Below are 15091 nucleotides of genomic sequence, written 5' to 3' on the forward strand. Positions count from 1 at the left end.
CGGCACGGCTATGGTCGCGCGCGCGTGGCTTTGAGACCCGCAAGCCACCCCCGAACCAGCGCCCGAGACCCAGCGCCCGCATCTTCCGGAGAGTGCCGATGATCCCCCGCTATACCCGCCCCGAAATGGCCCGCATCTGGGAGCCGGAAAACCGCTTCCGCATCTGGTTCGAGATCGAGGCGCACGCCTGCGATGCGCAGGCCGAGCTGGGCGTGATCCCGAAAGACGCGGCCAAGGCGGTGTGGGAGCGCGGCAAGTGGGAGATCGACCGCATCGACGAGATCGAGCGCGAGACCCGGCACGACGTCATCGCCTTCCTGACCAACCTCGCCGAATATGTCGGCCCCGAGGCCCGCTTCGTCCACCAGGGTATGACCTCGTCGGACGTGCTGGACACCTGCCTCGCCGTGCAGATGACCCAGGCCGCCGACCTGCTGCTGGCCGACATGGACGCCCTGCTGGCCGCGCTGAAGCGCCGGGCGTACGAGCACAAGAACACCGTCACCATCGGCCGCAGCCACGGCATCCATGCCGAGCCGACGACCTTCGGCCTGAAGCTGGCCGGCCATTACGCCGCCTTCGTCCGCGGGCGCGAGCGTCTGGTCCAGGCGCGCAAGGACATCGCCACCTGCGCCATCTCCGGCGCGGTCGGCACCTTCGCCAACATCGACCCGCGGGTGGAGGAGCATGTCGCCGCCAAGCTGGGCCTGTCGGTGGAGCCGGTGTCGACCCAGGTCATCCCGCGCGACCGCCACGCCTTCTACTTCTCCGTGCTGGGCGTGATCGCGTCGAGCATCGAGAATCTGGCGACGGAAATCCGCCACCTGCAGCGCACCGAGGTCCGCGAGGCGGAGGAGTATTTCCACCCCGGCCAGAAGGGCTCGTCGGCGATGCCGCACAAGCGCAACCCGGTCCTGTCGGAAAACCTGACCGGTCTGGCCCGCATCGTGCGCTCCGCCGTGGTCCCGGCGCTGGAGAACGTCGCGCTGTGGCACGAACGCGACATCTCCCACAGCTCGGTCGAGCGGATGATCGGCCCCGACGCCACCGTCACGCTGGACTTCGCCCTGGTGCGCCTGACCAGCATGATGGAAAAGCTGGTGGTCTATCCGGAGCGCATGCAGAAGAACCTGGACGACCTGGGCGGTCTGGTCTTCTCGCAGCGCGTCCTGCTGGCGCTGACCCAGGCCGGCATGAGCCGCGAGGACAGCTACAAGGCGGTGCAGCGCAACGCCATGCAGGTGTGGGAGAAGGGCGGCAACTATCTGGACCTGCTGTCGAACGACCCCGACATCGCCAAGCACATCGGCCGCGACAAGCTGGAGCCGATGTTCGACATGACCTACCACACCAAGCATGTCGACACCGTGTTCAAGCGCGTCTTCGGCGAATGACCTGCTGAGGATCCGGGCCGTTATCGCGTCTTCCGCAGGGCGGCAAATACTTGCCGGTGGATGACAAACGGCCCGGCCGCACCTAATCTATCTCGAGAAGCACGTGCCCGGGCGGGGCAATCCTGAACAGAGCGAGGACTGGACCCATGGCGATGGAAGCCGCCACGATCGAAAAGCTCATCAAGGAGGGCATCCCCGACGCGGTCGTGGAGATCGCCGACCTGCGGGGCGATGGCGACCACTATGCCGCGCTCGTCACCTCCGCCGCCTTCAAGGGCAAGAGCCGGGTGCAGCAGCACCAGATGGTCTACGCGTCCCTTCAGGGCAAGATGGGCGGCGAACTGCACGCCCTGGCGCTGACCACCGCGGTGCCGGAAGGCGCCTGACTTTATCTCACATTGGACTAGGTCCCGGCACAGCCGGGCCGAATCGGAAGGGTCATCGAGTCATGGTCGATCAGAACGTCGTCGAGCGCATCGAGCAGGACATCAAGAACAACGATGTCGTGCTGTACATGAAGGGGACCCCGGTGTTCCCGCAGTGCGGCTTCTCCGCCGCCGTCGTCCAGGTGCTGAGCCACACCGGCGTCAAGTTCAAGGGCGTCAACATCCTGGAGGATCCGGGTCTGCGCCAGGGTCTGAAGGAATACTCGAACTGGCCGACCTTCCCGCAGCTCTATGTCAAGGGCGAGCTGGTCGGCGGCTGCGACATCGTCCGCGAGATGTACGAGTCGGGCGAGCTGCAGACCCTGATGGCCGACAAGGGCGTCGCCACCGCCGCCTGATATGGCTGCGGCCTTTAGGGACCGAAACGAGAAACCCCGCTCCAGCGGGGTTTTTTGTTGCGTAAATGGGACGCGAGGCGGGAGTGATGCCGGTTGCGCAGCCCGGCCATGTTCGTCCACCCGCTGCCGGATTGCACAAACAATGTGCTAAACGGACGGTATGGTTCAGACCCCGTCGCCCGCCAAGGCCCCGACCTCCACAACCGCGGCGTTCGTCGCGGCGCTGGCCTCATACCTGATCTGGGGGCTGGTCAACCCGGTCTTCTTCAAATCGCTGGGCGATGTCGGGGCGGTGGAGATCGTTGCGCACCGCGTCGTGTGGACGGTGGTGCTGGTCGGCATCGGCGTGCTGGCGACCCGCGGGCCGGCGGCCGTCGTCGCCGCGGTGGGCAACTGGCGCCGGCTTGGCATCCTGGTGGTCACCACCCTGCTGGTCACCGTCAACTGGACCGTCTTCATCTGGGCGGTGGTGAACAGCCGCCTGGTCGAGGCCAGCCTGGGCTATTTCATCAACCCGCTGGTCAATGTGCTGCTGGGCGTGCTGTTCCTGAACGAACGGCTCAGCCGCGGCCGGATGCTGGCGGTCGCCATCGCCGCGGCCGGCGTCGGCAGCCTCGTCGTCAGCTACGGCACCGTACCCTGGGTGGCCCTGTCGCTGGCCCTGTCCTTTGGCTTCTACGCCCTGGTGCGCAAGAAGGCGGCGATCGACCCGGTGATCGGGCTGCTGGTGGAAACCGCCCTGCTGCTCCCGGCGGCGCTCGGCTATCTGCTGTGGCTGGGCGGCGACGGCGCCTTCGGGCATGGCTGGGGCGAGAGCACGCTGCTGGTGCTGGCCGGGCCGATGACGGCGGTGCCGCTGGTTCTCTTCATGATCGGCGCGACGAGGCTGACCATGACCACGCTCGGGCTGCTGCAATATGTCGGGCCGACCGGGCAGCTTCTGCTGGGCGTGCTGGTCTATGGCGAGGCTTTCACCCGCAGCCATGCCATCACCTTCGCCTGCATCTGGGTCGCGCTGGCCGTCTTCACCGCCGACGCGGTCCACAGCCACCGCAGCAGCAACCGGGCCGCCGCCGCCGCGGAGTGACCACGGCTTACCGCGGCGTCAGGCCATGGGCGATGGTGTGGGCCAGCGTGCCGACCATCGCGCAGATGCCGGCGTCGTCGCGGCCGAACACCACCTGATCGAGGAAGCCCAGCCCGAAGCTGAGCGTCGCGATGCCGGCCGCCACATTGGCGAGGTCGGCGTCGGCGGCGATGGCGCCCCGCGCACGGAAGCCTTCCAGCCGTCTCAGCAGGCAGGGGATGCGGCTCTGCGACAGGGTGCGTGCCATCTCGTCCGCCACCGCCTGATCGACCAGGGCGCGGGCCAGCACCACGCGGGTGAAGTCGCGGCATGCCCAGCTGTGCTTCAACTGGGCATGCAGGAAGCGGGCGAGGTCGGTCTCCAGATCCTCGTGCGGCGGCGGCAGATCGCAGCCGCCCGATTCCTCGCGCCAATAGCGCTCCACCACCGCCAGCAGCAGACCGCTCTTGCCTGAGAAATAGCGCTGGATCAGTTGCTCGTTGACACCGGCCCGCCCGGCGATCTCGCGCGTCGTCGCCGCATCGAATCCACGCTCTGCGAACACCAGCTTGGCGGCATCGAGCAGCGCGCCCTCGGTCGCGGCGCGGTCGCGCTTGCGCCCCCCGCCTTCGCAGGCTCCCTCGGTGCCGTTGCCGGGGCAACAGCCGCCATCGTCCTTGCTTGCGTCCAAAGCCCGTCCCTCTCCCGTGCGTCCCGTCAGCTTCATAATAAGTATGCAGATACATACTTGACAAGCGGCGGGCGCCGGTTCAAGTATGTACTCACATACATACAAGCCGATTTGCCCAACAGGGGCCAATAGGGAGTAGTCCCGCCATGCCGCAAAGCACTGCAAAGCCTGACCTGTTCACCCCGCTGCGCCTTGGCGCCATCGAGCTGCCGAACCGCGTCGTCATGGCGCCGATGACCCGCAGCCGCGCCGGCGAAGGCAACTGCCCGACCGCGCTGACCGCCGAATATTATGCGCAGCGCGCCTCGGCCGGCCTGATCATCACCGAAGCGACGCAGGTCTGCGACACCGCCCAGGGCTATCCCAACACGCCGGGCATCCACACCGACGCCCAGACGCTGGCCTGGCGCGCGGTCGCGGACGCCGTGCATGACGCCGGCGGGCGGATCGTCACCCAGCTCTGGCATGTCGGCCGCATCTCCCACCCGCGCTTCCAGCCGAACGGCGCCGCCCCGGTCGCCCCGTCGGCCATCGCGGCGAAGGGCCAGCTCTACACCGGCGCCGGCATGGAGCCCTTCCCGGTGCCGCGTGCCCTGGAAACCGCCGAGATCCCAGCGCTGGTCCGCCACTTCGCCGATGCGGCGAAGCGCGCGGTGTTCGATGCCGGCCTGGACGGCGTCGAGATTCACGCGGCCAACGGCTATCTGATCGACCAGTTCCTGCGCGACAGCACCAACACCCGCACCGACCAGTATGGTGGGACGGTGGAGAACCGCTGCCGCTTCCTGCTGGAAATCCTGGAGGCCACGGCCCATGCCGTCGGCGCCGACCGCATCGGTGTCCGCCTGTCGCCGACCGGCGTGTTCAACGACATGACGGACAGCGAACCGCTGCCGCATTTCCTGGCGATCACCAAGGCGCTGAACCCCTTCAATCTCGCCTATCTGCATGTGATCGAGGGCCGGCCCGGCCACCATATGGCCCCGCCGGAGGGCGCGCCGCATGTGGCATCCGCCCTGCGCGCCGCCTTCAAGGGTCCGTTCATCCTGAACGGCGGCTACAGCCGCGGTGACGCCGATGCCGCACTCGCCAACGGCGAGGCCGATGCGGTCAGCTTCGGCGAGGCCTTCATCTCCAACCCGGACCTGCCCGTGCGCTTCCGTGCCGGCGCGTCGCTGGCCGAGCCGGACCGCACCACCTATTACGGCGGCGACGCCAAGGGCTACACCGATTACCCGGCGCTGGAATCCGTCGCCGCCTGACGAGTTTGCGGCCCCGAATCCCCAATTGGGGCCGCAATTCCTCTCGACGTGAGAGCGCGTCGTGAGAGCGTCGTGAGACGCAAATCCCCGCTGCCCCCGGCCCGGTTCCCCCCTGGGCCGGGGGGCTTTTTTTTGGGAGCAGCCTTATCGGACCGGGTGGCTATGCCGCCCCGCCCTCTCCATCCATCCCATTGTCCAGTCCGCGTGCCAGTGCCGCGATGGTGCCGTAGCCGACCTGGTCGGCCGGGTCGATCTCCGCCATCTTGGCGAGGATCGCCAGCGCCCTGTCGCGGTTGTGGCGGCGCAGTTCGATAAAGGCCAGCGCCTTCATGGTGAACAGGAAGAAGCGCGCCGGCCCGGCCGCCGTCCAGTCGGTGGAGCCGGCGGTCAGCTGCGACCAGTCGGCGGGAAAGCCGCCGTGGAGCGCGGCGGCATCCAGCCCGATGCGGGCCACCCGCTCCGCCTCCCCCAGCTTCTTGCGGTTGAAGTAGAATTTGTAGAGCGCGTAGAAGACCGGCAGCACCCGCGGCCCCTTGCGGTGAGCCTCCCACAACAACGCCTCGCAGGCGTCGGGCACGTCGCGGGCCTTCACCGCTTCCCGCAGCAGTTCGTCGATCTGTTCCGGCACGTCGCCGAAGGCCATGCGGCCGTTCGACATCCTGAGTTCGATCGGTTCGTCGCTCATCGCTTCCCTCGCCTGTATTTCCTGCTGACGCAATCAATCATCCGACGCACCGACGACGTCCCATGGTACGCGCGCAGGCGCGGGGAAAGACCATATTATTTTTGTGCGGCGAAGTGTCGCGGCTGTCGCAAAGGCGACACGCACCAAACCCGACAAAAACGTTGGAAGACGAAACATTGTCGGACTCTCGCCACGCCATTTCGGCCTTACAATCCTTTAAAATCAACCATTTGCCGTCTTGGCACGGTCCTTGCTTCACTTCCCGTCAGATCGGCCGGCATCCCCGGCAACGCGGCTTGAGGAGGCGGGACATGGTGACTCTGACGGATGCGGCGGTTTCCACCCTGGAACAGGTCCTGGCGAAGTCGGGCGGTGCGGCCGCCGGCTTGCGGATCGCCGTGACCGACGGCGGCTGCGCCGGCCTGAAATACCAGATGGGCCTGGAGGCGGCGGCCGGCGACGACGATGCGGTGCTCAGCTTCGGCCCGGTCACCATCTTCGTCGACGCCAACAGCCAACCCTTCCTGAGCGGCGTGGTGGTCGATTTCGTCGAGGGCATCGAAGGCTCCGGCTTCAAGTTCGACAACCCGAACGCGACCAGCAGCTGCGGCTGCGGCAAGTCCTTCTCAGCCGGTGAAGGGGGTGGCGGCTCCTGCTCGACCTCCTCGTCCAGCTGCGGATCGTCGGCCCCCTATTCGACTCACTGATCGGGGCCACTGACACCGCCCCCGGACACTCTTCCCCTAGGCGCGCACCCCACGGAAAGGCAGCAGCGACATGTGGAACTACACCGACAAGGTCAAGGAACACTTCTTCAACCCGAAGAACTCCGGTGTCCTGGACAGCGCCAACGCGGTCGGCGAGGTCGGCTCCATCACCTGCGGCGACGCGCTGCGTCTGATGCTGAAGGTCGATCCCGACACCCAGATCATTCAGGACGCGAAGTTCCAGACCTTCGGCTGCGGCTCGGCCATCGCCTCCTCCTCCGCGCTGACGGAGATGATCATCGGCAAGACGGTTGACGAGGCGCTGACCCTGACCAACCGCGACATCGCCGAGTATCTGGGCGGCCTGCCGCCGGAGAAGATGCACTGCTCCGTCATGGGTGCGGAGGCTCTGCGCGCCGCCATCGCCAACTACAAGGGCGAGGCGTGGGAAGACGACCATGAGGAAGGCGAGCTGGTCTGCAAGTGCTTCGGCATCGACGCCGCCATGATCGAGCGCGCGGTGACCGTGAACGGCCTGACCACGCTGGAGGAGGTCACCCACTACACCAAGGCCGGCGGCTCCTGCCAGACCTGCCACGAGAAGATCGAGGAGGTGCTGGAAGAGGTGCTGGCCAAGACCGGCGCCCTGAAGCCCGCCAAGAAGCATACCCCCGGCACCGTCGGGCTGGACGCCATCAAGCCACTGGAACCGAAGGCCGAACCGGCGGCAGCGCCCAAGCTGACCAACGTCCAGCGCATGCAGGCGATCATGAGCGCCATCGAGGAGATGCGCCCGCAGATCCAGCGCGACGGCGGCGATGTGGAACTGGTCGACATCGACGGCAAGGACATCTATGTGCGGCTCTCCGGCGCCTGCTCCGGCTGTTCGCAGTCGGCCGGCACGATGATGGGCGTGCAGATGAAGCTGGTCGAGAAGCTCGGCGAGTTCGTGCGGGTCAAGCCCGCGTCCCTCATGCCGGCCCACGCGGGCTAAGGGGAGCACCAAGCCATGAGCCAGGGAATCTATCTCGACAACAACGCCACCACCCGCGTCGATCCGGAAGTGCTGCAGGAGATGCTGCCGCTCTTCACCGAGCATTTCGGCAACCCGTCCTCCATGCACGGCTTCGGCGCCGCGGTGGGCGGCAAGATCGAATGGGCGCGCAAGCAGGTCCAGGCCCTGCTGGGCGCCGCCCATGACAGCGAGATCGTCTTCACCTCCGGCGGGACGGAAAGCGACAACACCGCTATCCTGTCGGCGCTGGAGGCCTATCCGAAGAAGCGCGAGATCGTCACCAGCGTGGTCGAACATCCCGGCGTGCTGGCGCTCTGCGAGTATCTGGAGAAGAAGCGCGGCTGCAAGGTCCACCGCATCCCGGTGGACAAGCGCGGCAACCTCGACATGGAGGCCTACCGCGCCGCGCTGTCCGATCAGGTCGCCATCGTCTCCATCATGTGGGCCAACAACGAGACCGGGACGATCTTCCCGGTGGAGGAGCTGGCGCGCATGGCCAAGGAGGCCGGCGCCCTCTTCCACACCGACGCGGTGCAGTCGGTCGGCAAGATCCCGATGAAGCTGGCGGACAGCGCCATCGACATGCTGTCGCTGTCCGGCCACAAGCTGCACGCCCCCAAGGGCATCGGCGCGCTCTACGTAAAGCGCGGCCTGCGCTACCGCCCGATGCTGCGCGGCGGCCATCAGGAACGCTCGCGCCGCGCCGGGACGGAGAATGCGCCAGGCATCGTCGGGCTGGGCGCCGCCGCCCAACTGGCGCTGGTCCATATGGGTGACGAGAACACACGGGTGAAGGCGCTGCGCGACAAGCTGGAACAGGCGATCCTGGCGGCGGTGCCGAGCTGCTTCGTCACCGGCAACCCGGACAACCGCCTGCCCAACACCTGCAACATCGCCTTCGAATATATCGAGGGCGAGGCGATCCTGCTGCTGCTGAACGAGGCCGGCATCGCCGCGTCCTCCGGCTCCGCCTGCACGTCGGGCTCGCTGGAGCCGAGCCACGTCATGCGCGCCATGGGCGTGCCCTACACCGCGGCCCATGGCGCCACCCGCTTCTCCCTGTCGCGCGACACGACGGAGGAGGAGATCGACCGGGTCATCGCCGTGGTGCCGGGCATCATCGCCAAGCTGCGCAGCCTGTCGCCCTACTGGCAGCAGGAAGCCGGCAAGCCCAAGGAATTCGCACCCGTTTATTCGTAACACCGGAATCGCAGGCCGGGTCGATGGCCCGTCCCGGCACCCCGCCCGACGACACCCCGTCGGGGCGGGTCCCCGGCCCGGCCTGCGACACTTTTCAAAGGGGACAGGTGGTCCCCGCGCGCGAGGTGCCCCCATGCCCACCACCTTCGCCACCATCAACGACACCACGTTGCGCGACGGCGAGCAGACCGCCGGCGTCGCCTTCACGCTCGACGAGAAGATCGCCATCGCCCGCGCGCTCGATGCCGCCGGCGTGCCGGAACAGGAGGTCGGCATCCCCGCCATGGGCGAGGAGGAGCGCGAGGGCATCCGCGCCGTGGCGTCGCTGGGGTTGAACGGACGGCTGATGGTGTGGTGCCGCATGCACGACACCGACTTGAAGGCGGCGCTGTCCTGCAATGTCGGTTTCGTCAACCTGTCGATGCCGGTGTCCGACATCCACATCACGAAGAAGCTGAAGCGCAGCCGCGCCTGGGCGCTGGCAGAGATCGAGCGCCGGGTGAAACAGGCGCGCGACCATGGGCTGGAGGTCAGCGTCGGCGGCGAGGATTCGTCGCGCGCCGACATGGATTTCCTGATCGCTGCCGCCACGGTGGCGCAACAGGCGGGCGCCCGACGCTTCCGCTTCGCAGACACGCTGGGCGTGCTCGATCCCTTCCAGACGCGCGCCTGCATCGAACGGCTGCGCCGGGCCACCGACCTGGAGATCGAGATCCACGCCCATGACGATCTGGGCCTCGCCAATGCCAATTCACTGGCGGCGGTGCTGGGCGGCGCCACCCACGTCAACACCACGGTGAACGGACTGGGCGAGCGCGCCGGCAACGCCCCGCTGGAGGAGGTGGTGGTTTCGCTGAAACACCTCTACCACATCGACAGCGGCGTGGAGACGCGGTCGCTCGGTGCCATCAGCGATCTGGTGGAGCGGGCCTCCAACCGGCCGGTGGCGGTCAACAAGTCGATCGTCGGTTCCGCAGTCTTCACCCACGAGGCCGGCATCCATGTCGACGGGCTGCTGCGCGACCGCGCCACCTACCAGAACTTCGACCCCGCCGAGGTCGGGCGCGAACACCGGATCGTGCTGGGCAAGCATTCCGGCACCGCGGCGGTGAAGCTGGCCTATGAGCGGCTGGGCATCGCCTGCGACGACGCCACGGCCCAAGCGGTGCTGCCGCGTGTCCGCGCGCTGGCGACCCGCGCCAAGCGGCCGCCGACGCCCGAGGAGCTGCACGCCTTCCTGGAGGCGGCGACATGACCCGACCCAAAAGCTCTCCGGGCATTCTGGCCCTGCTGCGCGAGGACGTCGCCTGCGTGTTCGACCGCGACCCGGCGGCGCGCAACGTCTTCGACGTGCTGACCTGCTATCCCGGCATCCACGCGCTGGTGATGCACCGCTTCGCCAATGCAGCCTGGCGGCGGAAACTGCGCTGGCCGGCGCGCTTCCTGTCCTATGTCGCCCGCGCGGTAACAAACATCGACATCCATCCCGGTGCCAGCATCGGCCGCCGATTCTTCATCGACCACGGCGCCGGCGTGGTGATCGGCGAGACGGCGGAGATCGGCGACGACGTGACGCTCTACCATGGGGTGACGCTGGGCGGCACCTCCTGGACCAAGGGCAAGCGGCACCCGACGCTGATGGACGGCGTGCTGGTCGGCGCCGGCGCCAAGATCCTGGGGCCGATCACCGTCGGCGCCAACGCGCGGGTCGGCGCCAATTCCGTGGTGACCAAGCCGGTGCCGGATGGCATGACCGTGGTCGGCATCCCCGGCCGGGTGGTACGGCCGGAAACGCAGCGGCAGCTTTCCGCCCGCAATCTTTCCGGGCATGGCATCGACCTGGAACATCATCTGATGCCGGACCCGGTCGGCAAGGCCATCGCCTGCCTGATCGAGCACATCAACCGCATCGAAGCGCGGCTGGATGCTCACACCGCAACCGTACCGTCACAGATTCCTGATAAGAACATCCGCCTGTCGGAAATTCGGCTGGGCGATCTGCATAGCGATGTCCGTCTGGACGGCGTCGCCTGCAGCGCCTGTGGCAACATCTGCGACCAGGAGGGCTGCGGCCCCTCCCCTTCCACCCAGCAGCATGCGTGAGGAGCCTTCGACGATGAGCGATTTCACCGACGACCTCGACGATCTGGAAACCGCGGAAGACTTCCTGCGCTTCTTCCACGTCACCTACGACCAGCGCGTGGTCAACGTGAACCGCCTGCACATCCTGCAGCGCTTCCACGATTACCTGTCGGCGGACAATGGGATGGAGGGGCTGGACGACGACGGCATGTCGTCGCGTTACCGCTTCCATCTGGAACGCGCCTATCAGGATTTCGTGGTGTCCAACGCCATCGCGGAGAAGACCTTCAAGGTCCACAAGGAGGAGGCGCGCAAGATGGCCGACCGCTTCGTCCCGCTGGACAGCCTGCTGGGATCGCCGGTCGGCTGAACCGCCGGCACATGACTTTGACGGAGGGGGCGTCTTGCGGCGCCCCCTTTGCCGTCAGTGGATCTTGCTCTCGTTCCGGCCGCCGTCGCGCCGATAGACATGGACGTGATAGGCCGCCATCGGGTTCTCGTCGATGTAGCGCAGCAGCTCCTGCTCCGTCCGCGGCGTGGCGTCGCGGATCAGCACCTGCCAGGCGGGCTCCATCGTCGCGCGCTGCGTCTCGTCATGCGGCAGCATGATGAAGCCGGCCCATTCCGGGTCGAAATCCGCGAGATAGCTCTTGGTGTAATGCTTCATCATCGCCGCGTCGTTGACGTTGACGCTTTCCATGTTTTCGAAACAGACTCGCAGGTCCATCGCCGGTCTCCTCATGGAAAAGGGAGCGGCCCCGCCGACCATCCGAAATGGACAGGCACGGGTCCGCAATGCTCGCTGGTGAAAACAGCCCTTGGACAGAGATGGTGCGTCCCACAGGTAAAAAACAAGGGTGCGGCGACATCCTGCGACGCTTCCGCACCGTCACCCATGCATCCGGCGCAGGCTGCGCCATTGGTCATAATCCTGCGCTTTTTGGTTTGCCGATCACTCGGCTCCTGTAAAATCGCTGTGACAGCCTCTAAGCGATCACGATGACAGATCTCACGCCTGCCTCCGACGCTCCCCTGCGCATCCTCATCATTGAAGACGAGAGCCTCGCCGCGATGGCATTGGAGGAGATTCTCGGGATGCTGGGATTCGCCGTCGTCGGGATCGAGGACAATGCCGATGACGCGGTCGAGGCGGCCGAACGGCTGCGGCCGGACGTCGTGATGATGGACATCCGCCTGCTGGGGCCCCGCGACGGGATCGAGGCGGCGGCGGCGATCCGCGCGCGGACCGGCATCCGCTGCATCTTCACCTCCGCCTTCGGCGACCCCGAGACCCGCCACCGCGCCGCGGAGTGCCAGCCCTTCGGCTTCGTCCGCAAGCCTTACTTCCCGGCAGAACTGCAGCGGGCGCTGGGACAGGCGGCGGAAGTGTTGAGGGGACGCTGACCTGCCCCCACCAAACAAGTCGGCCCCCGCGCAAGATTGCGCGGAGGCCATCGAGTTCCGGGGGAAGACACCGAACAGACCAGATCAGCCGAACTTGTAGCTGATGCCGTAGCCGCCGCGCGGATAGTCCCAGGCGATGTTGCCCTTGTCCTGGCAGACGACGCGGCAGGTGCCGCATTCCAGGCAGCCGTCGGTCACCAGCGTCACGCCGCCCGTCTCGTTCTTGCTGTAGCAGGCGGCCGGACAGCAGAAGGTGCAGGCTTGGCGTTCGCAGCTCTGGCAGGCCTCCGCGCTCTTGATCTGGATGTGCGGCCGGCTTTCATCGACGATGTAGCGGTTCTGATAAAGCTTCTCTTCGACCTTGACCATGATGCTCATCGCACGGCCCTCACCAGCTTGATTGCGTCACCGACCAGTCCCATCACCGAGCGGCGCTTGATGAAGGACTTCATGATCTGCTTTTCCTTCGACTTCTTGTCGATGCTGTCCACGGTGAACCAATTGTGTGCCGCCGCGGTGATTTCGTCGGGATAGGCGCCGAAGAACTGCTTGTTGCCGTGCATGATGCCGGGCAGCTCACGATATTTCTTCAGGTCCTTCATGATGAAGCTGTCATCCAGCTTCTTCTTGTAGGCGGCCAGGTTCGACGCGCTATAGCCCTTGCCGGCGGCCTTCAGCTCGATCACCGTCTCCGCCGCCATCCGGCCGGACGCCATGGCGAGGTTGGAGCCCTCGCGGTGGGCGGCGTTGTTGAAGTGGGCGGCATCGCCGACCACCATCCAGCCATCGCCATAGAGCTGCGGAACCGCCTTGTAGCCGCCTTCCGGGATCATGTGGGCGGCATATTCCTTCATCTCCGCCCCTTCGATCAGCGGCTTGATGACGGGATGGTTCTTCAAATCCTCCAGCATCTTGTAGGGCGGGCAGTCGCCGTTCTTGAAGTCGGAGATCAGGCAGCCGATGCCGATCGTCAGCGATTCCTTGTTTGTGTAGAGGAAGGCGGTGCCGACCATCCCCTTGGTCACCTTGCCCATGATCTCGATGACGACGCCTTCGTCCTCCTTGATGCCGAAGCGCTGCTGGATCAGCTCCGGATCGATGAAGAGGATTTCCTTCACCGCCAGCGCCACGTTCTCCGGCGCCGCCTCCACCTGAAGACCGGAGCGCTTGGCCAGCAGGGCGTTGACGCCGTCGGCCATGATGACGACGTCGGCGTGGATTTCCCCGCCCTCGCGGTCGGTGCGCACGCCAATCACCTTGCCCGACGGGTCGCGGATCAGCTCCGTCACCGTGGTCTCGCAGATCTGCAGGCCGCCGACCTTGCGGATCTGCTCGCCCCACCATTTGTCGATGTTGGCGCGGATAATGGTGTAGCGGTTCGGCTTATCGCTGTTGAAGGCTTCCGAGCGGTAGTTGGTGCCGACATAGCTGTCGTCGCCCAGCAGCCAGACGCGCTGTTCGATGATGTGGCGCTCGGTCGGGCAATCGTCCCGGAAATCCGGGATGATCTTTTCCAGCTCATGCGAATACATGATGCCGCCCTGGACATTCTTGGCGCCGGGATATTCGCCGCGCTCCAGCTGCAGGACCTTCAGTCCCTGCTTGGCCAGCGTGTAGGTCGCGGCGTTGCCGGACGGGCCGGCACCGATGACGATGGCGTCGAACTTTTCGACCATGTCGACAGGCTCCTTTCTCGTCCGGCGGTCAGCCGGCCATGCGGTTGACGGACAGGCGGCGGCCGAAGGCGTCGGTCAGCGCCGGCAGGATCTTCAGCGCGTCGCCGACCAGCCCGAGATGGGCGAAGTCGAAGATCGTCGCGTTCGGATCGGTGTTGATCGCCAGGATCAGGTCGGACTTCTCCATGCCGACCCGATGCTGGATGGCGCCGGAGATTCCGGCGGCGATGTAGAGCTTCGGCCGCACCGTCTTGCCGGTCTGACCGACCTGACGGTCGTTGGTGGCCCAGCCGGCCTGGACCAGCGGGCGGGTCACCCCTACCTCGGCGCCCAGGACCCGGGCGAGGTCGAAGACCAGCTTCATGTTCTCGACCTTGCCCAGCCCCTTGCCGGCCGACACGATGATGTCGGCGAAGGCCAGCTGCGCCTCGTTCTGCTCGCGGTCGGCGATGAAGTTCAGGACCTTGGTGACGATGTCCTCTTCCCGCAGATCCGGCTGGATTTCGACAACGCGGCCGGTGCGAGCGTCGTCGCGCTCCGGCATCGCCATAACGCGCGGGCGCACCGTCGCCATCTGCGGCCGGTAGGCCAGCGTCTGGATGGTGCAGAGCAGCGTGCCGCCGAAGGTCGGCCGGGTGGCGGCCAGCGAGCGGTTGTCGGCGTAGATGTCCAATTCGGTGCAGTCGGCGGTCAGCCCGGTCGCCAGCGTGGTGGCGATGGCGCCGGCCAGATCGCGGCCCAGCGTGGTGGCGCCCAGCAGCACGATCTCCGGCTTATGGGTGTTCACCACCTCGGTCATGACGCGGCAATAGGGGTCGGTGCGGTAGTCGGCCAGCGCCGGGTCCGTGACCTTGTAGACGATGTCGGCGCCATAGCTGATGGCGTCGCCGCAGATGCGGTTCAGGTCGGGGCTTTCGGCACCCAGGACCACGGCACCCACCTCCACCCCCAGCTTGTCGGCCAGCTTGCGGGCTTCGCCCAGCAGTTCCAGCGACACGGAGTGGACGATGCCGCGCTCCTGCTCCACGATCACCCAGACGTTCTTGTAAACCTTCAGGTGTTCGGGAAGCTGGAACTTGCGGCCCTGGGGCTTGCTCGGTTCGCTCATCGTCGGGTCTCCCGCGG

The 15091-nt window shown here is 66.5% G+C and carries 18 protein-coding genes; 12 read left to right on the forward strand and 6 right to left on the reverse strand.

The window, feature by feature from the left end; translation table 11 throughout:
* The first annotated feature begins 98 nt into the window (after positions 1–98).
* The 4 genes from purB to rarD all read left to right on the forward strand — a co-directional run bounded on the left by purB (position 99) and on the right by rarD (position 3265).
* Positions 99–1394, forward strand: a complete 1296-nt coding sequence (purB, locus tag FZ938_RS05040; protein WP_149197505.1) for an adenylosuccinate lyase — start codon at positions 99–101, stop codon at positions 1392–1394.
* A gap of 146 nt (positions 1395–1540) precedes the next feature.
* Positions 1541–1780, forward strand: a complete 240-nt coding sequence (locus FZ938_RS05045) for a BolA family protein (protein WP_012973287.1) — start codon at positions 1541–1543, stop codon at positions 1778–1780.
* Between the two features lie 62 nt (positions 1781–1842).
* The gene (gene grxD / locus FZ938_RS05050; protein WP_085088255.1) at positions 1843–2178 is read left to right on the forward strand and encodes a Grx4 family monothiol glutaredoxin; all 336 of its coding nucleotides are present in this window, start codon (positions 1843–1845) and stop codon (positions 2176–2178) included.
* 160 nt (positions 2179–2338) lie between these two features.
* On the forward strand, positions 2339–3265 hold the full coding sequence (gene rarD, locus FZ938_RS05055) for an EamA family transporter RarD (RefSeq protein ID WP_149197506.1): 927 nt from the start codon (positions 2339–2341) through the stop codon (positions 3263–3265).
* Between the two features lie 7 nt (positions 3266–3272).
* On the opposite strand, the gene FZ938_RS05060 is transcribed toward rarD, so the two are convergent.
* Positions 3273–3935: a TetR/AcrR family transcriptional regulator gene (locus FZ938_RS05060; protein ID WP_149197507.1), complete on the reverse strand. Its 663-nt coding sequence runs from the start codon at positions 3933–3935 to the stop codon at positions 3273–3275.
* Between the two features lie 146 nt (positions 3936–4081).
* On the opposite strand from FZ938_RS05060, the gene FZ938_RS05065 reads away from it, so the two are divergent.
* A complete protein-coding gene (locus FZ938_RS05065; RefSeq protein ID WP_149197508.1) occupies positions 4082–5197 on the forward strand; it encodes an alkene reductase in 1116 nt (371 codons plus the stop codon).
* Between the two features lie 160 nt (positions 5198–5357).
* Here the strand turns inward: FZ938_RS05065 and FZ938_RS05070 are convergent, their stop codons facing one another.
* Positions 5358–5882, reverse strand: a complete 525-nt coding sequence (locus tag FZ938_RS05070) for a hypothetical protein (protein WP_149197509.1) — start codon at positions 5880–5882, stop codon at positions 5358–5360.
* Between the two features lie 311 nt (positions 5883–6193).
* Here FZ938_RS05070 and FZ938_RS05075 point away from each other — a divergent pair, with 311 nt between their 5' ends.
* From FZ938_RS05075 to nifW, 6 genes are all read left to right on the forward strand, one after another.
* Positions 6194–6589 (forward strand): HesB/IscA family protein, encoded by a 396-nt coding sequence (locus FZ938_RS05075; protein WP_149197510.1) that lies wholly within the window; start codon positions 6194–6196, stop codon positions 6587–6589.
* A gap of 70 nt (positions 6590–6659) precedes the next feature.
* Positions 6660–7583, forward strand: coding sequence for a Fe-S cluster assembly protein NifU (gene nifU / locus FZ938_RS05080; RefSeq protein WP_149197511.1), 924 nt, complete (start codon positions 6660–6662; stop codon positions 7581–7583).
* Between the two features lie 15 nt (positions 7584–7598).
* Complete coding sequence (gene nifS, locus FZ938_RS05085) at positions 7599–8804, forward strand: cysteine desulfurase NifS (protein ID WP_149197512.1); 1206 nt, start codon at positions 7599–7601, stop codon at positions 8802–8804.
* 133 nt (positions 8805–8937) lie between these two features.
* Positions 8938–10059: a homocitrate synthase gene (gene nifV, locus FZ938_RS05090; RefSeq protein ID WP_149197513.1), complete on the forward strand. Its 1122-nt coding sequence runs from the start codon at positions 8938–8940 to the stop codon at positions 10057–10059.
* Entirely contained in the window at positions 10056–10907 is an 852-nt protein-coding gene (cysE, locus tag FZ938_RS05095) for a serine O-acetyltransferase (RefSeq protein WP_149197514.1), read from the forward strand. Before nifV ends, cysE begins: the two co-directional genes overlap by 4 nt.
* A 13-nt stretch (positions 10908–10920) precedes the next feature.
* Positions 10921–11256 carry a nitrogenase-stabilizing/protective protein NifW gene (nifW, locus tag FZ938_RS05100; RefSeq protein ID WP_085088230.1) on the forward strand — a complete coding sequence of 112 codons (336 nt, stop codon included), beginning with the start codon at positions 10921–10923 and terminating at the stop codon, positions 11254–11256.
* A 54-nt stretch (positions 11257–11310) separates the two neighbouring features.
* On the opposite strand, the gene FZ938_RS05105 is transcribed toward nifW, so the two are convergent.
* Positions 11311–11613 (reverse strand): hypothetical protein, encoded by a 303-nt coding sequence (locus FZ938_RS05105; RefSeq protein ID WP_149197515.1) that lies wholly within the window; start codon positions 11611–11613, stop codon positions 11311–11313.
* A 272-nt stretch (positions 11614–11885) separates the two neighbouring features.
* Between FZ938_RS05105 and FZ938_RS05110 the strand changes: the two genes are divergently transcribed.
* Positions 11886–12290: a response regulator gene (locus FZ938_RS05110; protein ID WP_149197516.1), complete on the forward strand. Its 405-nt coding sequence runs from the start codon at positions 11886–11888 to the stop codon at positions 12288–12290.
* An 84-nt stretch (positions 12291–12374) separates the two neighbouring features.
* Here the strand turns inward: FZ938_RS05110 and FZ938_RS05115 are convergent, their stop codons facing one another.
* The 3 genes from FZ938_RS05115 to FZ938_RS05125 are packed head-to-tail and all read right to left on the reverse strand — an operon-like array spanning position 12375 to position 15074.
* On the reverse strand, positions 12375–12668 hold the full coding sequence (locus tag FZ938_RS05115; protein ID WP_149197517.1) for a ferredoxin family protein: 294 nt from the start codon (positions 12666–12668) through the stop codon (positions 12375–12377).
* On the reverse strand, positions 12665–13966 hold the full coding sequence (locus FZ938_RS05120; RefSeq protein WP_149197518.1) for an FAD-dependent monooxygenase: 1302 nt from the start codon (positions 13964–13966) through the stop codon (positions 12665–12667). The genes FZ938_RS05115 and FZ938_RS05120 overlap by 4 nt, the downstream gene beginning before the upstream one ends.
* Positions 13967–13994: 28 nt before the next feature.
* Positions 13995–15074 (reverse strand): electron transfer flavoprotein subunit alpha/FixB family protein, encoded by a 1080-nt coding sequence (locus FZ938_RS05125; protein WP_149197519.1) that lies wholly within the window; start codon positions 15072–15074, stop codon positions 13995–13997.
* Between the last annotated feature and the right edge of the window lie 17 nt (positions 15075–15091).

It is taken from the genome of Azospirillum oryzae (genome assembly GCF_008364795.1).
GTDB lineage: Bacteria > Pseudomonadota > Alphaproteobacteria > Azospirillales > Azospirillaceae > Azospirillum > Azospirillum oryzae.